The sequence below is a fragment of the Ruegeria profundi genome, assembly GCF_020171505.1.
Lineage (GTDB): Bacteria > Pseudomonadota > Alphaproteobacteria > Rhodobacterales > Rhodobacteraceae > Ruegeria > Ruegeria profundi.
In genome coordinates, this window is sequence record NZ_JAIUZS010000001.1 from 250,212 (window position 1) to 269,398 (window position 19,187).

At 56.2% G+C, this 19,187-nt stretch carries 18 protein-coding genes; 7 read left to right on the forward strand and 11 right to left on the reverse strand.

The window, feature by feature from the left end; translation table 11 throughout:
- The 9 genes from phoU to LCM21_RS01195 all read right to left on the reverse strand — a co-directional run bounded on the left by phoU (nucleotide 1) and on the right by LCM21_RS01195 (nucleotide 8,803).
- Nucleotides 1-702, reverse strand: a complete 702-nt coding sequence (phoU, locus tag LCM21_RS01155) for a phosphate signaling complex protein PhoU (RefSeq protein ID WP_068331254.1) — start codon at nucleotides 700-702, stop codon at nucleotides 1-3.
- 16 nt (nucleotides 703-718) lie between these two features.
- A complete protein-coding gene (pstB, locus tag LCM21_RS01160) occupies nucleotides 719-1,516 on the reverse strand; it encodes a phosphate ABC transporter ATP-binding protein PstB (RefSeq protein WP_276530242.1) in 798 nt (265 codons plus the stop codon).
- Between the two features lie 14 nt (nucleotides 1,517-1,530).
- A complete protein-coding gene (gene pstA, locus LCM21_RS01165) occupies nucleotides 1,531-2,862 on the reverse strand; it encodes a phosphate ABC transporter permease PstA (RefSeq protein WP_224888960.1) in 1,332 nt (443 codons plus the stop codon).
- Nucleotides 2,859-4,331 (reverse strand): phosphate ABC transporter permease subunit PstC, encoded by a 1,473-nt coding sequence (pstC, locus tag LCM21_RS01170; protein WP_224888961.1) that lies wholly within the window; start codon nucleotides 4,329-4,331, stop codon nucleotides 2,859-2,861. The genes pstA and pstC overlap by 4 nt, the downstream gene beginning before the upstream one ends.
- Nucleotides 4,332-4,418: 87 nt before the next feature.
- Nucleotides 4,419-5,459 (reverse strand): substrate-binding domain-containing protein, encoded by a 1,041-nt coding sequence (locus LCM21_RS01175; RefSeq protein WP_068331260.1) that lies wholly within the window; start codon nucleotides 5,457-5,459, stop codon nucleotides 4,419-4,421.
- A 203-nt stretch (nucleotides 5,460-5,662) separates the two neighbouring features.
- On the reverse strand, nucleotides 5,663-6,709 hold the full coding sequence (locus LCM21_RS01180; protein WP_224888962.1) for a sensor histidine kinase: 1,047 nt from the start codon (nucleotides 6,707-6,709) through the stop codon (nucleotides 5,663-5,665).
- 23 nt (nucleotides 6,710-6,732) lie between these two features.
- Nucleotides 6,733-7,257, reverse strand: a complete 525-nt coding sequence (locus LCM21_RS01185) for a gamma carbonic anhydrase family protein (RefSeq protein WP_224888963.1) — start codon at nucleotides 7,255-7,257, stop codon at nucleotides 6,733-6,735.
- The gene (gene gmk / locus LCM21_RS01190; RefSeq protein ID WP_224888964.1) at nucleotides 7,254-7,895 is read right to left on the reverse strand and encodes a guanylate kinase; all 642 of its coding nucleotides are present in this window, start codon (nucleotides 7,893-7,895) and stop codon (nucleotides 7,254-7,256) included. The genes LCM21_RS01185 and gmk overlap by 4 nt, the downstream gene beginning before the upstream one ends.
- Before the next feature lie 17 nt (nucleotides 7,896-7,912).
- Nucleotides 7,913-8,803 (reverse strand): YicC/YloC family endoribonuclease, encoded by an 891-nt coding sequence (locus LCM21_RS01195; RefSeq protein WP_224888965.1) that lies wholly within the window; start codon nucleotides 8,801-8,803, stop codon nucleotides 7,913-7,915.
- Nucleotides 8,804-9,025: 222 nt separating this feature from the next.
- On the opposite strand from LCM21_RS01195, the gene LCM21_RS01200 reads away from it, so the two are divergent.
- Nucleotides 9,026-9,700 carry a PAS domain-containing protein gene (locus tag LCM21_RS01200; protein WP_224888966.1) on the forward strand — a complete coding sequence of 225 codons (675 nt, stop codon included), beginning with the start codon at nucleotides 9,026-9,028 and terminating at the stop codon, nucleotides 9,698-9,700.
- 53 nt (nucleotides 9,701-9,753) lie between these two features.
- Here LCM21_RS01200 and LCM21_RS01205 read toward each other — a convergent pair whose 3' ends face one another.
- Nucleotides 9,754-11,124: a class II 3-deoxy-7-phosphoheptulonate synthase gene (locus tag LCM21_RS01205; protein ID WP_068331266.1), complete on the reverse strand. Its 1,371-nt coding sequence runs from the start codon at nucleotides 11,122-11,124 to the stop codon at nucleotides 9,754-9,756.
- Nucleotides 11,125-11,292: 168 nt separating this feature from the next.
- Here LCM21_RS01205 and LCM21_RS01210 point away from each other — a divergent pair, with 168 nt between their 5' ends.
- Nucleotides 11,293-12,297: a GlxA family transcriptional regulator gene (locus LCM21_RS01210; RefSeq protein WP_224888967.1), complete on the forward strand. Its 1,005-nt coding sequence runs from the start codon at nucleotides 11,293-11,295 to the stop codon at nucleotides 12,295-12,297.
- A gap of 97 nt (nucleotides 12,298-12,394) precedes the next feature.
- Here the strand turns inward: LCM21_RS01210 and LCM21_RS01215 are convergent, their stop codons facing one another.
- Nucleotides 12,395-13,495 carry a PQQ-dependent sugar dehydrogenase gene (locus tag LCM21_RS01215; RefSeq protein ID WP_224888968.1) on the reverse strand — a complete coding sequence of 367 codons (1,101 nt, stop codon included), beginning with the start codon at nucleotides 13,493-13,495 and terminating at the stop codon, nucleotides 12,395-12,397.
- 165 nt (nucleotides 13,496-13,660) lie between these two features.
- Here LCM21_RS01215 and LCM21_RS01220 point away from each other — a divergent pair, with 165 nt between their 5' ends.
- The 5 genes from LCM21_RS01220 (at nucleotide 13,661) to LCM21_RS01240 (ending at nucleotide 19,001) form a co-directional block, all read left to right on the forward strand.
- A complete protein-coding gene (locus LCM21_RS01220) occupies nucleotides 13,661-14,842 on the forward strand; it encodes an ABC transporter substrate-binding protein (RefSeq protein WP_224888969.1) in 1,182 nt (393 codons plus the stop codon).
- Between the two features lie 125 nt (nucleotides 14,843-14,967).
- On the forward strand, nucleotides 14,968-15,756 hold the full coding sequence (locus tag LCM21_RS01225) for an ABC transporter ATP-binding protein (protein ID WP_224888970.1): 789 nt from the start codon (nucleotides 14,968-14,970) through the stop codon (nucleotides 15,754-15,756).
- On the forward strand, nucleotides 15,753-16,595 hold the full coding sequence (locus tag LCM21_RS01230; protein ID WP_082677354.1) for an ABC transporter ATP-binding protein: 843 nt from the start codon (nucleotides 15,753-15,755) through the stop codon (nucleotides 16,593-16,595). The genes LCM21_RS01225 and LCM21_RS01230 overlap by 4 nt, the downstream gene beginning before the upstream one ends.
- An 85-nt stretch (nucleotides 16,596-16,680) precedes the next feature.
- Nucleotides 16,681-17,691 carry a branched-chain amino acid ABC transporter permease gene (locus tag LCM21_RS01235; RefSeq protein WP_224888971.1) on the forward strand — a complete coding sequence of 337 codons (1,011 nt, stop codon included), beginning with the start codon at nucleotides 16,681-16,683 and terminating at the stop codon, nucleotides 17,689-17,691.
- Complete coding sequence (locus LCM21_RS01240; RefSeq protein ID WP_068331279.1) at nucleotides 17,688-19,001, forward strand: branched-chain amino acid ABC transporter permease; 1,314 nt, start codon at nucleotides 17,688-17,690, stop codon at nucleotides 18,999-19,001. The genes LCM21_RS01235 and LCM21_RS01240 overlap by 4 nt, the downstream gene beginning before the upstream one ends.
- Nucleotides 19,002-19,187 lie beyond the last annotated feature (186 nt).

Sequence of the window (19,187 nt, forward strand, 5' to 3'; positions counted from 1 at the left end):
CTAGGCGGATTGCGAGGTTATGTCGGCCTTCGGTCGCGCCTCGGTCGGGCGTTCACCGGTGACAAGATACACGACCTGCTCAGCGATCGCAGTGACATGGTCGCCCATGCGTTCGATGTTTTTGGCAATGAAATGAAGGTGCATACAGGATGATATGTTGCGCGGATCCTCGGCCATGAAGGTAAGGAATTCGCGGAACAGGCCATTATACATCTGGTCCACTTCTTCATCGCGTGCAATGACATCCGTCGCCAGCTCGGCATCACGCTGAATATATGCGTCCAACGCATCGCGCAGCATTCGCTCAACCTCGCGCGCCATCCGACGCAGGGCGGCGGCGCTGCCATTGATCTCGCTGGCATTAACCAGAACCGTTGTGCGCTTGGCGATGTTCTTGGAATAGTCGCCGATACGTTCAAGGTTTGCGGATACTTTCAGCACCGACAGCACCAGGCGCAAATCGCTGGCCGCAGGTGCGCGAAGGGCGATCAGGCGGGCAGTTTCCTCGTTTATCAGGTCTTCCAGCGCATCAATTGCCTTGTCGCCCTGACGAACCTGCTGGGCCAGTTCCTCATCGCGCGTTTCAAGCGATCTGGCCGAGCTCATGATTGCGGCCTCGACCAACCCGCCCATTTTCATGATATGGGCTTGAATAGCTTCGAGATCCCGGTCGAATACGGATGCGATATGTTGTTCGCTCATGTTTTGATACCTGTGCTCAGCCAATCCGGCCAGTGATGTAACTTTCGGTGCGAGGATCTTCGGGGTTGGTGAAGATTTGGCCCGTCTCGCCAAATTCAACAAGGTTTCCAAGGTGAAAGAACGCGGTCTTCTGGCTGACTCGCGCGGCCTGCTGCATCGAATGCGTTACGATCACCACGGAATATCGCGACCGAAGTTCATCAATCAATTCCTCGACCTGCGCGGTTGCGATCGGGTCCAGAGCCGAGCACGGCTCGTCCATCAACAGAACCTCAGGCTCGGTCGCGACGGCGCGGGCGATGCACAGGCGTTGTTGCTGCCCCCCGGACAAGCCAGTGCCGGGCGCATCAAGCCGGTCTTTCACCTCATCCCAGATTGCGCCACGACGCAGGGATTTTTCAACGATTTCATCTAGTTCCACCTTATTTCTGGCAAGCCCGTGAATACGCGGACCATAAGCTACGTTGTCATAGATCGACTTAGGGAATGGGTTGGGCTTTTGGAAAACCATGCCTACCTTGGCGCGCAACTGCACGGGATCGACACGCTTGTCATAGATGTCTTCGCCGTCCAGTTTGAACGAACCCTCGACGCGCGCGACGTCGATTGTGTCATTCATTCGGTTCAGGCACCGCAGGAATGTCGATTTACCGCAGCCGGACGGACCAATGAAGGCAGTGACGGTCTTGTCTTCAATATCGACATTCACGTCTTTGATAGCATGGTTGTCACCGTAGTAAACTTGGCAATCACGGCACTCCAGCTTGATTTCATTGGCGTCCACTTGTCTCTCCACTCGCGACATGTCGTTCATTTTGGTGCCCTTCATTACCAACGGCGTTCAAACCGGCGGCGCAGGATGATTGCGATAATATTCATCGTGAGAAGGAACATGAGAAGAATGATAATCCCACCCCACGCTTTTTCATAGAAGCCGACATCTGCGCGCGCGGCCCAGGTATAGATTTGGGCGGGCATGGCTGAGTTCGGTTCGGTGAAACCAGCCAGAAAACCGTCCGGGTATCCGCGGGCTACGAATCCAACCATACCGATCAGCAAAAGCGGCGCTGTCTCGCCCAGTGCCTGAGCAAGTCCGATGATCGTACCCGTCAGAATGCCCGGCGCGGCCAAGGGCAATACGTGGTGGAACACCGCCTGCATCTTTGACGCCCCTACCCCCAACGCGGCATCGCGGATCGATGGTGGAACCGCTTTCAAGGATGCACGGGTCGAGATGATGATCGTTGGCAGGGTCATCAATGTCAGAACAAGCCCCCCAACCAACGGCGCCGACTGCGGCAAGTGCATGAACTGGATGAAAACCGCGAGACCCAGGATACCAAAAACGATGGAGGGCACGGCCGCCAGGTTAGAGATGTTCACCTCAATCAAGTCCGTAAACTTGTTCTGAGGCGCAAACTCCTCAAGATAGATCGAGGCAGCCACGCCAATCGGCAGTGACAACGCCAGAACCACCAGCATCATGAAGAACGAACCCACGACCGAGGCACCGATACCTGCCCCGCCGGGGTTATCCACGCCAGAGTCCGCGCCGGTGATGAAGGGCCAGTTGAACACCTGTTTTATGATCCCCGCCTCTGTCAACGCGTCGACAAGATCAAGATCGCTGAGTTGTAGAAAACGGCTGTCCTGAAGTGTGTCGCGCGAGACGCGGCCTTTGAAATATCCGTCGACCCGGCTGGAAGCTGCCAATTCGAAGTTGATTGGCTCACCCACTTGGTCCGGATTTTCGCTGTAGAAAGTTCGGATTGTGCCGCCGACTTTACCCAATAGACGCTCAATCGCGGCTTCGTCAAAGTCGACGCTGATCCCACTTTCCGCCAGCTTGCCGTTCAACTCTGCAATGAACAGGTCAGAATAGGCTTTGGTCTTGAACAGCGTGCTTTCCGCCTCGGCCCGTTGCGGTTCTGTCAGGGTGAATTCAACGCTGACAACAGTGCGCGTAAATGCGGGTATTCCTTCTTTCAGGATCGACGCAAAAAGCACCACCAGAAAGAACAGGCCGGTTGCGATCGCAATTACACCGTAGAGGCGAAAACGCTTTTCAGCCTTGGCGCGCTTCAATGTACGCTCATCACTGGCGGTGAGGGAGGTTGCGCGGCGACCCGTTCCGGGGTTTTCCATGCTTGCGTCGGTCATTCGTACTGCTCCCGGTACTTGCGCACGATGTAAAGGGCAAAGACGTTAAGCCCCAGTGTGAGGATGAAAAGGGTCATTCCCAGCGCGAAGGCCACCAGTGCTTCGGGGGACGCGAAGTCAGCGTCACCTGTCAACTGGCTTACGATTTTGGCCGTTACGGTTGTCATGGCCTCGAACGGGTTCAGGCTGAGCCGGGCGGCAGCCCCTGCCCCCAGAACCACAATCATGGTTTCACCGATGGCGCGCGACGCCGCCAGAAGGATTGCACCGACAATCCCCGGCAAGGCAGCAGGCAGGACAACCTGTCGGATTGTCTCGGATTGGGTTGCACCCAACCCGTATGATCCGTCACGCATCGCCTGCGGTACCGCGTTGATGATGTCGTCCGAAAGTGATGAGACAAACGGGATCAGCATGATGCCCATAACAAGCCCGGCTGTCACGACTGCGGTTCCTGCTTTCATCCATCCCAACCCCTCGTCACCGAAAACGCCCAGCAAGAGCGGCCCAACGGTCAGCAGCGCAAAGAGGCCGTAAACAATTGTCGGGATACCGGCCAGAACTTCCAGCAGAGGCTTTGCAAAGGCCCGCACACGCGGGGATGCGTATTCACTCAGATAAATGGCCGCAAACAGACCGATTGGAACAGCCACCAGCAAGGCAACGAGCGATATGTAGAACGTGCCCCACAGCAACGGAATGATACCAAGCTCAGACGAACCACCACGGCCAGAAAAGCTGGGCGACCAGGTAGTTCCGAAAAAGAAATCTGACGCCGGATAGAGCTTGAAAAATTCCCAGGTGTTGAAAACCAGGGAAAGAACGATCCCAATGGTGGTGAGGATGGCGATAGAGGCGGCCGCAAGAAGCAGAACCTGAACGCCTTGCTCAACGACATTTCGGGCCCGGAAAACTTTGTTCGTTTGCCACAAGCTGATAGCTGCGCCAGCCACAGCAGCGAGCAGCACGGCGATCGTCATGGCAGAACGGCCTGTCGAGTTCAGAACACGATAGCTCTGAGCCGCACGAAGAATCGGTTGCGTGATATTCGACGTAACGACCTGGCCCGCATCTTTGAGACGCTGCGTCATGTCCGTAAAATCGGCGCGCGCGTTCTGGGCGATATCCTCGGTTATCAGGCCTTGCTCAACCGCATTGTCCAAACCACTAGCCGCGCGGCGCACCTCGGCCAGAACCAGACTGCGGGACGAACCTTCTTTAATCGCCGTTTCCGGGATCATGCCGGATATCTGGGTATTCACGTAAATTGGCTGCACGAGCAACCAAAGGATCAAAAGACCAAAGGCAGGCACGATTGTCTTCAGGAAAACGTTTGCGCCGTAAAAGGATGGCAGCGAATGCAAGCTTCGGCTATCGCCTCCGGCGCTTTGCAGTGCACGCGACCGCCCCAGAAAATAGCCGCCCGCCGCGATCGCCAGAACGATCAGAAAGAGCCAAAGTATCGACATGACACCCCCACTGGTCTCGTTTGGTATTTAAAGGCGCGTAGGGGCGATATCGAAAACCGCCCCCAGCAAATTAGACCAGCGTCAGGCTTAGCTGCCCGAACCCATGGTGACTTCGTTGGCAATTGCTTCCTGAGTTTCTGCAAGCTCGGGGTCAGCAACCAGGCCGTAGTTTGCCAGCGGACCGGACGGACCTGCGATTTCGTCAGCAACGAAGAACTGAGCGTATTCTTTCAGGCCCGGGATCACGCCGATATGCGCTTTCTTGATGTAGAAGAACAGCGGGCGCGACACCGGGTATTCACCGGTCGAGATGGTCTCGGTCGACGGAGCGACACCGGACATGGTGGCCACTTTCAGCTTGTCGGTGTTGTTCTCATAGAACGCCAGACCAAACACGCCAATACCGTTCGGGTTGGTGTCAATACGCGCCAGGGTCTCGGTGTAGTCACCGTCAATGTCCACCGACTTTCCGTCTGTACGAACGTCCAGGCACGCGTCTTCAGCGTCGTCTTCGCTCATGCCGCCGGCAACCATGGCTTCCATTGCGCCAGTCGCTTCACAGCCGATCAGCAGAACTTTTTCCTCAAAGACTTCGCGAGTGCCGTGCTTGGTGCCGGGAATAAAGCTTGCGATTTCAACATCCGGCAGATCAGAGTTGAATTCCGCCCACGTGTTGTATGGATTGTCGACGATTTCACCGTCTTTCAGAACCTTGGCACCCAAAGCGTTGAAGATATCCGCCGGCTCAAACGCGTTGAAGGCCGGGCCCGACTGCTGGCTTGCAAAGACGATACCGTCATAACCGATACGAACTTCCATGATGTCGGTCACGCCGTTTTCGGCACAGGCTTTGATCTCTTTCTCGCGAATAGCGCGGGATGCGTTTGCAACGTCGATGGTGTTTTCGCCAACACCTTCGCAGAAACGCTTCAGACCAGCCGACGAACCACCAGATTCAACAACCGGTGTCGGGAAATCAGTGTTATCACCAAACAGTTCTGCCACGATCGAAGCATAAGGCAGCACGGTCGACGAACCTGCGACTTGAACGTTGTCACGGGCTGCAGCGGTGGTTGCCGAAACAGCAGCGATAGCCAGCGCAGAAGCCGACAGTTTTACAAAGGACATTTCAGTCTCCCTGAAAAGATAAGTTCTGATCACCCCATGATGATCTTGCGCGAACCTCTAAAAGCCGTGCGTAAGCCTTTTGTGACAAGTTTGTAACAGCTTTATGACAGCACAGAAGAAACCTGGGTGACGTAGCGCAAAGCGGACATGCAATTTTTACATAGGTTGGGCAAACTAAGCTGAATCCAGACGTTCCGACCGCCTTAACGCGGCAAAATAACGGTAAACGTCGCTCCCTTACCCAGATCGCTTTCCACCCGTAACCGGCCACGATGGCGGTTGATTATGTGCTTCACGATCGCAAGCCCCAGTCCGGTTCCGCCCAACTGGCGGGATCTGTGACTGTCTGCGCGATAGAATCGCTCAGTCAGGCGCGGCAGGTGAACCGCATCAATACCCGGCCCCTTATCAATCACCTGAACCCGAACCGCCGGTCCACGCATGGCAGTGTCCCGTTCCGAGGGTATAACCCGCACCTCAACACTGCCGCCGCTACCACCATATTTGATGGCGTTCTCAATCAGGTTGGTAAAAACCTGCCGCAACTGATCATTATCCCCGGTCATTGTTACCGGGCCTTCCGGTGCGTTCAGGTTCAGATCAACCTTCGCATCCGTGGCCAGAGGGCGCAGAGAGTTCAACGTCGATTGCAACAGCCCCGTCAAGTCCACCTGTTCTTTTGGGCGCACCCGCTCTTCGCTTTCAACCCTGTTCAAGGACAGAAGATCCCCAACCAGACGGTTCATGCGGTTGGCTTCGTCAGACATGATCTTCAGAAAGCGCTCGCGTGCAGCGGCATCGTCATGGGCCGGGCCTTGCAGGGTTTCGATAAAGCCCATCAAAGCGGTCAGGGGTGTTCGCAATTCATGACTAACGTTTGCCACGAAATCCCGGCGCATCTGGCTGGCCTGCTCGACATGCGTGATGTCCTGAAAAATAGCCAACGTCGCACCGCCTGACACGGCGCCAACACCGTTCATATAGCGGCACTTGACCTCGAACGTTGTGTCCTGCGCACCGTCGTTGGACAGGTGTCGCGTTATGGCCGGTCCTTTCGAGCGGAGGCTCTGCTCTATTGCCTCGATAACCTGCGGCTGCCTCAGGATTGTTGCGAAATGGCGACCGACGATGTTCTGCGCCAACAACGTCTTTGCATCGGTATTGGCCGCGATAATCCGTTCCGTCTGATCGACCATCAAAGCCGGCATCGGAATGGCCGCGACAAACTCGGCAAGCAGATCGTCTGACATCACTATGCTCTTTTTCCGAAGCGTTAAGACAGGGGCTTCAACTCATCGCGGAACCGGCGCATGTTCTCTTGGTAATGAAGCGCGCTCCAAGTGATCTTCTGTGCCGCCGCGTCATCCAGTTGCCGCACGACCTTGCCTGGCGATCCCATGACAAGCGAATTATCAGGGATGTCCTTGCCTTCCGTAATCAACGCTCCGGCCCCTATCAGGCAATTCTTCCCGATCTTTGCACCATTCAGAACGATAGCTCCCATTCCGATCAGAGTGTTGTCACCGATGGTGCAGCCGTGCAGCATCACCTTATGCCCAATGGTGCAGTTACTGCCGATGGTCAGCGGGTAGCCGGCGTCGATATGCATGACACAGTTTTCCTGTACATTGCTGCCTTCGCCCACCCGAATTCCCTCGTGGTCAGCGCGAATGGTACAACCGAACCAGACCGAGGCCCCTTTTTCCAGCACCACCTTACCGATCAGGTTCGCATCCGGGGCAACCCATGTATCTTCGTGGATTTGCGGAGAATGCTCACCTAAGGCGTAAACAGTCATGACAGGCCCTCGAATTCGTTCTGCAATGTGCGGACATGGCTTTGCAGTGTGGGTTGCTGGATACGCCGCATCCTTTCGGCGCTGACGATGGTTTTTAGCTTTTCCTCTGTTGCGTCTAAGTCGTCATTGACCAACACATAGTCGTAATAGCCCCAGTGGCTGATCTCATCCCAGCTCTTGAGCATCCGCTTGGCGATGACGTCCTCGCTGTCCTGTCCACGCGTCTCAAGACGTCGCCGCAGTTCAGGGATCGAAGGTGGTAGAATAAAGATGGACAGCGCGTGCTTTCCCAAGTCCGAGTTTCGGATCTGCACCTCACCCTGCCAGTCAACATCAAACAAGACATCCCGTCCGGCGTTGATCGACTCCCGCACGGGTCCGGCCGGCGAGCCGTAGAAATTTCCGAACACATGGGCGTGTTCCAGCATTTGCCCTTTGGCGACTTGTTGCTTGAACTCATCCTCCGAGAGGAAATAGTACTCGCGCCCATGCTCTTCACCGGGGCGTGGAGCGCGGGTTGTGGCCGAAATCGAAAATTCTAGGTCTCTGTCCCACGCCATCAACCGACGGGCCAAGGTGGATTTACCTGCGCCGGACGGCGAAGACAGGATGATAAGTAGGCCGCGGCGATCTGCCATATCAGGTCTTCCCATAGTCATTCAACATTTTGCACTTGCTCGCGCATCTGGTCTATTACGGCTTTTAACTCAAGTCCCACCGATGTCAGATCAGCGCTTTGCGCCTTTGAACACAGCGTGTTCGCTTCGCGATTGAACTCTTGCATCAGAAAATCCAGCTTGCGCCCCACCGCCACATCCTGCGATAGCAGACTGCGTGCCGCGTCGACATGGGCTTTCAACCGGTCGATCTCTTCGGTGATGTCAGATTTTACCGCGATCAGCGCCAGTTCCTGTGCCAGACGATCGGGTTCAACCCCCTGCGCGTTTTCCAGCACCCGCGCAAGGTTTTCCCGCAGCGTGTCTGCCATTTTGTCCTTTCGCTGTTCGGCAAGTTCAGCTGCTTGAGTCACCAATTCCGAAACTAGACGTAGCTGTGAGTCCAAAATTTCAGCCAAGGCGTTACCCTCGGCTTGTCGCATGTCGACGAATTCTGCCAGCAAGTCTTTAAAATCGACCGTCAAAGCCTCTACCAGCGGTGCTGGATCGTCAACGTCGCTGCCAGCTTCCAACATCCCCTTAAATGCAATCAAATCTGCCGCGCTTGAGGGCGCAAGTGTCACACCGCGAGCCGCCGCCATTTCCTGTGTTCGCCCCATTGCCACAAGCGCCGCACCCATCGCGGCTTCATTCAAAACCAAATCAAGTGCAGTTTCATCCCGGCCCAACCGCAGGGACAGGGTGACATTGCCACGGCTCAGCGCCTTTGTCATCTGACTGCGCAAGGCGGCCTCAAGCCCGGTTAACCAATCGGGCACGCGCAGGCGCAGGTCGAGCCCCTTGCCGTTCACACTGCGCAGCTCCCACGTCCAGCTATGAGGCCCCAATGCCCCCTTGCCCGAGGCGAAACCGGTCATAGATCTGATCATACTTGCTGCCCCTGTCTGCTCGCTTGCCGCACCTAAAGCCAACAATGGCCGCAGGGCAAGCCTTTGCTGAATTTGAGTGTTCAGCCAGAAGTTAACCATTCATTAAAGATTTCCTCCAAAATTGAATCAACCCGTGTCAATTTTGGCCCCAGACAGTTCTGGACGATCCAGATGTCTGGCTTTTTGCGAAAATTGGGGTCGCTTGACGCTAGGGTGATGAAAATGAGGAACTTTTTCGGTAACGGGTTCGGGTCGAATTCTGGAAAGATCGTTGCAATGGATCGTTTTGACAACGGGCGCAGCCTTTCGCCCATCCGACAGGCCGAGGCCTACTGGACCGCGCTGCTGACCAGTGACGGCATCCCCAAGCGATCACAGGTCGATCCGCGGGGGCTTGAGAACATCCTTGAATACACATTTATACTTGAGCGGATCACCCCGCGGCTGGCGCGGTTCCGTGTTGCAGGAAGCCATCTGAACAAACTTGCGGGCATGGAAGTCCGTGGCATGCCACTGACCGCCTTCTTTGAGCCCAGTGCGCGTTCGCAAATTTCTGATGTGCTGGAGCAGGTCTTCGCCAAGCCTGCTATCGCTGGATTTGACTTAGTCTCCGCAGGTAAACTGGGTCGAGCCCGAGTACAGGCGCGAATGATACTGTTGCCGTTAAAAAGCGATCTTGGAGATGTCAGCCGTGTTCTTGGAGTATTGGTGAGTGATGGCGCGATCAGCGCAACGCCCCGCCGGTTCACCATTCAAGACACCCAACTGCGGGCTGTATCCGACGTTCAGGCGCCCAAAAGACCAAAGCGGCAGCTTTCGACCGGGTTTGCCGAAGCTCCCCAAGAGTTCAAACGCCCCGGTTCTCACCTTCGGCTGGTTGTGTCCCGCGATGATTAAAACAAAAAAGGCGGGCAAACCCTGCCCGCCTTTCGTTAAATAGTCACAGTGCCTTAGCTGGCTTCGCGTTTGCTTCGATCACGGCGCAGATTGGTGAGTTCTTCTGCAACCAAGAACGCCAGTTCCAACGACTGCGAGGCGTTCAGACGCGGGTCGCAGGCCGTGTGGTAACGATCGGACAGATCTTCTTCGGTGACTGCGCGCACGCCGCCGATGCACTCGGTCACGTCCAGGCCGGTCATCTCGAAATGCACGCCGCCGGGCACCGTACCCTCGGCCTGATGCACGCCAAAGAAATCGCGCACCTCACGCAGCACGGATTCGAACGGACGGGTCTTGTAGCCAGTTGCCGACTTGATCGTGTTGCCATGCATCGGGTCACAAACCCAAGTCACCTTGGCACCCTCTTCCTTGACGGCCTTGATCAGGCGCGGCAGATGCTCGCTGGCCTTGCCTGCGCCGAACCGAGCGATCAGCGTCAAACGACCCTCTTCGTTTTCGGGGTTCAGCTTGGACATCAGAACCTTTAGGTCCTCGGCCGTTGTCGTCGGGCCGCATTTCAGACCGATGGGGTTCAGTACACCGCGACAGAATTCGACATGCGCGCCATCAGGTTGACGCGTGCGGTCGCCAATCCAGATCATGTGGCCCGAACCTGCCAGCCAGTTGCCCGAGGTTGAATCAAGGCGGGTCAGCGCCTCTTCATATTCAAGCAGTAGGCTTTCGTGGCTGGTGTAGAATTCCACAGTCGAGAACTCATGTGTGGTCTCAGCAGTGATTCCTGCCGCATCCATGAAATCGATCGTGTCCTGAATCCGGTCCGCGATTTCCGAGTATTTCTGTACGTCCTGTTCATCGGTGAAGCCAAGCGTCCAAGAGTGGACCCGGCTCATATCGGCGAAACCACCGGTCGAAAATGCCCGCAGCAGGTTCAGCGTTGCGGCAGCTTGCGTGTAGGCCTGCAACATTTTGCCGGGATTCGGAATGCGCGCTTCGGGGGTAAACGCCAGTTCGTTGATGATATCACCGCGGTAGCTTGGTAGCTCGACGCCATCTACAACCTCGGTCGGGGCACTGCGTGGTTTGGCGAACTGTCCCGCCATGCGGCCCACTTTGACCACTGGCACCTTGGCACCATAGGTCAGAACCATCGCCATTTGCAGCATCACCTTGAAGGTGTCACGAATCGCATCGGCACTGAATTGTTCAAAACTTTCAGCACAATCCCCGCCCTGCAACAGGAAGGCCTCGCCGCGACCGGCGGCACCCAGATGTTGCTTAAGACGCCGTGCTTCGCCCGCAAAGACCAGCGGGGGATACTGCGAAAGCTGCGCCTCGACCTTGGCCAGTGCAGCCGCGTCGGTATAGTCTGGCATCTGAACCCGGGGCTTGTTGCGCCAGTTCGTTTTTTGCCATTCAGTCATAGCTTTGATCTCCGCTGAAGTATTCAGGGGGCCTCTATACAAAAAGCACGGAAGACTGACCATATATGATTTGCGCCCCTTGACGTCGTAAACAAGCTTTGATCATGGTGGCTGCCAAATCTGTCGCCGACACAATACCGTCGAGCGCCGAATCAAGGACACCTCGCCATGCAAGAGCAACGCCAAGTTGTCACGGTGGAAAACGCTGCAGCCACCTCGCGTCACTTCGTGTTTGTCCTGTTGGACAAGTTTTCGCTGCTTTCATTTGCTTCTGCCTTGGACAGTCTAAGGATCGCCAACCGCATGGCCGGCAAGACGCTTTATACGTGGTCCCTTATGGGCGAAGGCGGTGAGTCCGTCAGTTGCTCGGCCGGGACAACCTTCGCGTTGGATTCCGATCTGATTGAACTGCAACGAGATGATGTCGTGTTGATCTGTGGCGGTGTGGACGTTCAGACGGCGACCACCAAGAAAGTGCTGAACTGGGTCCGCCGCGAGGCGCGGCGCGGTTTGCGGATTGGCGGTCTTTGCACAGCCGCCTACTCTTTGGCCAAGGCGGGGCTGCTGGACGGCAAGCGCGCGACCATCCACTGGGAGAACTCGGACAGTTTTATCGAGGAATTTGATGAGGTCCATCTGACCAAATCCGTATTTCAGATTGACGGCAATCGAATGACGACCGCAGGCGGCACGTCCTCAATCGATCTGATGTTAAAGATCATTGCTGATGATTTTGGCGAAGATCTGGCCAACGCTGTGGCCGACCAGATGATTTATTCGTCAATTCGAACCGATCAGGACACGCAGCGCCTGTCTACCCCAACCCGAATCGGTGTGCGCCATCCGAAGCTAAGTCAGGTCATCCTGATGATGGAAAAGAACATCGAAGAGCCGATCTCGCCTTCGATTCTGGCCAAGGATGTAGGCATGTCGACGCGTCAGCTTGAACGCCTGTTCCGACGTTACCTGAGCCGCTCACCCAAACGCTATTACATGGAGTTGCGCCTGCACAAAGCGCGCAATCTGCTGATGCAAACAGATATGAGCGTGATCAACGTGGCATTAGCGTGCGGCTTTGCCAGCCCGTCGCATTTCTCAAAGTGCTACCGGGCGCATTACAACACCACACCGTATCGGGAACGTGGTGCACACGGCGACAGGTTGTCGGTTTAAGGTCTTCAGAAAAACTTACAGAGCCTCTAGGACGCGCGCCTTCAAGATGATTTGCGGTACGATGAAACCGCGCGCTTATCTATTCCGCGAGCCTCCCTTAGCCCAAGTCAGGTGGCGTCATCCTGTAAACCGCGCCCTGCCCGACTGAAATAAACCATATCGACCCGTCCGGAGCCTCAACGACATCGCGCACACGTTCTGTTTCCGCGCCTTTGATCTGCTCAACCTCGCGCAGCGGGGATCCTGCGAGCCGGGCGATGTAGTCGAACTTGAGCGAACCGACAAAGATATCACCCGTCCATTCCGGCCACAGTTTGCCGGAATACACCATCAAGCCCGATGGGGCGATGGACGGGTCCCAATAATGCTCTGGCTGTTCCATTCCGGGTTTCGAGGTTCCCTCGCCGATTTTCTCACCGGAGTAGTGAACGCCGTAAGAGATGACCGGCCAGCCATAGTTTAAGCCCGGCTTGACAAGATTGATCTCATCCCCACCCCGTGCGCCATGCTCGGAAATCCAGAGCCGCCCCTCAGCGTCCAGACCGGCCCCTTGCGGGTTGCGATGGCCGAACGACCAGATTTCGGACCGAACATCGTCATCATCAACAAATGGATTGTCCTCAGGGATGGTCCCGTTGCGATTGACGCGGATCACCGATCCGATGTGGTTTGTTGTATCTTGGGCGGCAGGCCGGTCCCCTCGGTCACCGATCGTGACAAACAGGGTGCCATCGTTGGCTTCCACAACGCGCGATCCGAAATGCTTGCCGGTACGGCCGCCCGGCACGGCTTCAAAGATCACACGTACTTTGGTAAGCCTGTCGCCGTCTTCCGACAGGCGCGCAACCGCCAGCGAAGTCCCTGCTTTGCGGAACTGGCGCTTAGCAAAAGTCAGAAAAATTTCCCGGGTTTGCGCGAAGTCTCTTGCGATGGTGACATCCAACAATCCACCCTGCCCATTTGCGGCAACCTTCGGCACACCGCGCACGCGCTGCTTTACCCCATCGCGGACATGTAACAGGTCTCCGCCGCGTTCTGTCACAAGAAAGCTGTTGTCGGGCAATATGTCCACGGCCCAGGGTGTATCCAAGCCGCTTACCATTTCAGTAAGCTCAACCGCGCCTTGCGATGTTTGCACGTTTTGTGCGCTCGCTATTCCGGCCCAAGCTAGACCCAAAATTACAAAAGCCCGAATCATAAAAGCCCTCCGTCGTATTCCGACCCAGTTTCGCGATCGCGCGCGTCATGAAAACAGATAGAGTTCCAAGCCGCAAAAACACTTTTTCGTTGGGACTTTTCTTTTTGTGACAGCTTGCCTAGGGTCTTGAGCAGGAAGAAAATGTTCCAACATGGGAGTAACCTAATGAAAAAGCTGCTTACTGCAACTGCAGCAACTGCTCTACTGGCCGGCACAGCCATGGCCGAAGACGTAAAACTCGGCGTTCTTTTCGGTTTTACCGGACCGATTGAATCGCTGGCGCCTGCCATGGGTTCGGGTGCTGAACTGGCGATGGCGGAAGTCACCGAATCCGGCAAGCTTCTGGACGGTGCAACAGTCACTGCGTCCCGCGCCGACACTGGCTGCATAGACAACGGCCTTGCCACGTCGAACGGTGAACGCATGATCGCGGACGGTGTTGCCGGCATCATTGGCGGAGATTGCTCGGGCGTTACCGGTGCAATCCTTCAGAACGTCGCAATTCCGAACGGCATGGTTATGATCTCGCCCTCGGCGACCTCGCCCGGTTTGTCGACAATGGAAGATAACGGTCTGTTCTTCCGTACTGCTCCGTCGGATGCGCGCGAAGGTCAGGTAATGGCAGACATTCTGAATGATCGCGGTATCAGCTCGATTGCGCTGACCTACACCAACAACGACTACGGCAAAGGTCTTGCGGATGCGATCCAGTCGTCTTTCGAAGCTTCGGGCGGTGAAGTCACGATCGTCGCTGCGCACGAAGACGGTAAAGCGGATTACTCGGCAGAAGTCGGCGCGCTGGCCTCGGCTGGTGGCGACATTCTGGTTGTCGCGGGTTATCTCGACCAGGGCGGTCTGGGTATTATCCAGGCAGCACTGGACAGCGGTGCGTTCGACACGTTCGGTTTGCCCGGTGGCATGATTGGCGACTCGCTGCCTGCCAATGTCGGACCTGACCTAAACGGTTCCTTCGGTCAAATCGCCGGTTCTGGTGGAGAAGGTGCTGAAAAGTACTTTGCGATGGCCGAAGCCGAAGGGTTTGACGGTTCGTCACCGTACTCGCCTGAATCCTATGATGCTGCTGCCCTGTTCATGCTGGCCATGCAGGCCGCGGGTTCGACCAACCCGGCGGACTATGGCGCGAAAATCATGGAAGTTGCCAATGAACCTGGCGAGAAAATCTATCCCGGAGAACTGGCCAAGGGTCTGGAACTGCTGGCGGCAGGTCAGGACATCGACTATGTCGGCGCATCAGGCGTTGAATTGATCGGCCCCGGTGAAAGCGCGGGCTCATATCGTGAGATCGAAGTAACCGACGGCGAAAACAAAACCGTTAACTTCCGTTGATCTGGCGTTAACAGTCATAAAAACAAGCAGCCCGGGCCTTGTGTCCGGGCTGTTTCAGTGAAAAAAGGCCGCACCCCGGCAAACGGGGCGGGACAAAGCGCCAAAAAAGGCGGCAAGGGGAAAAGATGATCGTCGTCGAAAACGTGCACAAGCATTTCGGCGGATTTCATGCGGTGGACGGGGCATCGCTGGAAATCCAGAAGGGTTCGATCACCGGCCTGATCGGGCCAAACGGGGCCGGAAAAACAACGCTGTTTAATGTGATCGCGGGTGTTCTTCCACCGACCAGCGGCCGCGTTTTCATGGATGGCGAGGATATCACCGGCCTGCCGCCGCACGAGTTGTTTCACAAGGGTTTGTTGCGTACGTTCCAGATCGCGCATGAGTTTTCGTCGATGACCTGCCGCGAAAACCTGATGATGGTTCCCGGCGCGCAATCTGGAGAATCGCTCTGGAACACCTGGTTTGGCCGCAAGCGTATCGCGAATGAAGAGCGCGCGTTGCAGGCCAAAGCTGACGAGGTTCTGGAATTCCTAACCATCGAACACCTTGCCGATCACAAGGCCGGTCAGGTCTCGGGCGGACAGAAAAAGCTGTTAGAGCTGGGTCGCACCATGATGGTCGATGCCAAGATCGTGTTTCTCGACGAGGTCGGGGCAGGCGTGAACCGCACGCTGCTGATGACCATCGCCGACACGATCATCCGCCTGAACAAAGAGCGCGGCTATACCTTCGTTGTCATTGAGCATGACATGGATTTCATCGGCAAGATTTGCGATCCGGTCATTTGCATGGCCGAGGGTAAGGTTCTCGCCGAAGGTACTCTGGACGAGATCAAGGCCAACGAGCACGTGATCGAGGCCTATCTGGGCACTGGCCTGAAGAACAAAGACAAGCTGGAGGCCCAAACATGACCGCTGGCAAAACCGACAACCCTTATCACGACGACAAGGGCAATAAGGACGCCTCGATCACCAATCCGCATGGCGTCGGAACCATGACCCCGGCGCATCGCAAAAGCGGCGCGACATTTAAAGTTGCAGGCGGCCCCTTCCTGATCGGCGACACCATGACCGGTGGCTACGGCAAAGGGCCGGACATTTTGCATGACTGCACGATTTCCGCCAACAAAGGTGAGATCGCGGTTATCGTCGGCCCGAACGGAGCCGGTAAATCAACCGCGATGAAGGCACTGTTCGGGATGCTGGACGTACGCTCGGGCAGCGTGCGGCTGGATGGTGAGGATATCACCAATCTCTCGCCGCAGGACCGCGTGATCAAAGGGATGGGGTTTGTGCCGCAAACCTCGAATATCTTTACGTCGATGACGGTTGAAGAAAACCTGGAAATGGGCGCCTTCATCCGCCGCGACGACATCAGTCAGACGATGGAGCAGGTCTATGACCTCTTCCCCATCCTCCGCGACAAGCGCAATCAGGCGGCCGGAGAGCTGTCAGGCGGTCAACGCCAACAAGTCGCCGTGGGCCGCGCGTTGATGACGCAGCCAAAGGTGCTGATGCTGGATGAGCCCACCGCCGGCGTCTCACCCATCGTGATGGATGAGCTGTTTGACCGGATCATCGAGGTCTCGCGCACCGGGTTGCCGATCTTGATGGTCGAACAGAATGCTCGGCAAGCTTTGGAGATTGCGGACAAGGGATATGTGCTGGTTCAGGGGCGGAATGCGTATACCGGCACGGGCAAGGAACTGCTGGCCGATCCCGAAGTGCGTAAGAGTTTCTTGGGGGGGTGACACCAGTGATAGTTTCTATTGTGTTTGCTCACCTTGAATTTGAGCCAAAAAAACAAACGATCTTGGACAATGAGGTAACGATCTAATGGACTTCCTCAACGCCCTTGTTGCGCTCTCCAACTTCGTCCTTGTTCCCGCAATCGCCTATGGCAGCCAGTTGGCGCTGGGCGCTTTGGGTGTGACTCTGATCTATGGCATCCTGCGGTTCTCGAACTTTGCCCATGGCGATACGATGGCCTTTGGCGCGATGATCGCGGTGCTGGTCACGTGGGGGTTGCAGGCCGCCGGGATCGGTTTCGGGCCACTGCCAACCGCCTTGCTCGCTCTGCCTTTTGCCATTCTGGGCTGTATCGTTCTGGTGCTGATCACGGACCGTCTGGTCTATCGTTTTTACAGGGAACAAAAGGCCAAGCCCGTTATCCTCGTGATCGTTTCAATGGGCGTGATGTTCATCATGAACGGTCTTGTGCGGTTCATCATCGGGCCGGATGATCAGCGTTTCTCGGATGGGGCACGGTTTCTGATTTCTGCGCGCGACTTCAGAACACTGACGGGCCTTGATGAGGGGCTGGCCATCCGCACCTCGCAAGCGATCACGGTTGTTGTTGCCGTTGTCGCCGTGGCGCTGCTGTTCTGGTTCCTCAACAAAACCCGTACGGGAAAGTCGATGCGCGCCTATTCCGATAACGAGGATCTGGCGCTGCTGTCTGGTATCAACCCCGAACGCGTTGTGATGATCACTTGGATCATTGTCGCGGCGCTGGCGACCACCGCTGGCGTGCTTTACGGGCTGGACAAGAGCTTTAAGCCCTTCGTCTATTTCCAGCTTTTACTGCCGATCTTCGCCTCGGCCATCGTGGGCGGCCTTGGCAACCCTATCGGAGCCATCGCTGGCGGGTTCATCATCGCCTTTTCCGAGGTAACCATCACCTATGCCTGGAAAAAGGTGCTGACCTATCTGGCACCGGAAAGCCTTGAGCCATCAGGATTGGTGCAGCTTCTGTCCACCGACTACAAATTCGCCGTCAGCTTTGTGATTTTGCTGATTGTGCTTCTGTTCAAACCCACAGGTCTGTTTAAGGGGAAAGCAGTATGAGCGAGCCCGTCAAAAACACGCTGCTTTTCGTCCTTGTCGGCGGTTTAATCCTTCTGACCGGGTTTACCCAAAGCTGGAACGCCGCGATCCTGATCCTGAACATGGGCCTGATCTCAGCCATCATGGCGATTGGGGTAAACCTTCAGTGGGGCTTTGCCGGTCTGTTCAACGTCGGCGTGATGGGTTTTGTCGCCTTGGGCGGGCTAGCGGTTGTTTTGATATCTACACCAGTGACGCCCGGAGCATGGTCGGCCGGCGGGTACGGCATAGTGCTGGCGTTACTGCTGGGCGCGGCGACTGTGGTCGCTGCCGTGTTCGTCGCGCAGAAGATGTCAAAGGGTCGGATGCAGACCCTTTCGATCATCGCAATTCTTATCATCGGCTTTTTTGTTTATCGCGCGATCTTCGACCCCAACGCGGCAGCGGTCGAAGCGATTGACCCTGCTATCGCAGGAAACCTTGGGGGTCTTAATTTGCCTGTGTTGCTGGCGTGGCCAGCGGGCGGCCTTTTAGCTGCCGGGGCCGCTTGGCTGATCGGAAAAACGGCGCTTGGCCTACGATCAGACTATCTGGCGATTGCGACGCTGGGGATTGCCGAGATCATCATTGCGATCCTGAAGAACGAAGACTGGCTGGCCCGTGGTGTCAAGAATGTCTACGGCATTCCGCGCCCTGCCCCTGTCGTCGGCTATGAGGTTGACCTGCAAAATGATCCCGGCTTCGTCGCGCGGGCCGAGTGGTTCGGCTTGGACGCGGTCACCGCCTCGACCCTGTCGGTCAAGCTCGGCTATTCGCTGCTTTTCCTGATTGTACTGCTAATGCTGCTGTGGATGGCACAGAAGGCCCTGCGCAGCCCTTGGGGCCGCATGATGCGTGCCATTCGCGACAATGAGGTTGCAGCCGAAGCAATGGGCAAAGACGTTACGCGTCGCCACCTGCAAATCTTTGTTCTGGGTTCTGCCATCTGTGGCATCGCGGGCGCGATGATGACCACGCTGGACGGGCAGCTGACCCCCAGCGCGTACCAACCGCTGCGGTTTACCTTCCTGGTCTGGGTGATGGTGATCGTTGGGGGGTCTGGAAACAATTTCGGCGCCGTTCTTGGGGCGTTTTTGATCTGGTTCCTCTGGGTACAGGTGGAACCCATCGGCTTGTGGCTTATGAACCTGATCACTGCGGGGATGCCTGACGGTAGTGCGCTTAAGGCACATTTGATCGAAAGCGCCGCGCATATGCGCTTGCTCACCATGGGTTTGATTCTGCTGATTGTCCTCAGGTTCAGTCCAAGAGGTCTAATCCCAGAGAAATAAACGGGGCTAAGGGGTAAATCCTGAGATCAAGGGGCGATAACGGATCAGTTTATTGCTTCAAAAGCCAAAGCTGACTAAACCAAACCAACATCGAGCAAGCCCCCGATCTCCGCAAAGTCACCCTTACTGTCAAACAAACACTTAATACTTCGACGTCAGGCCACCCCTCAAGAGTAAGAAGACGAC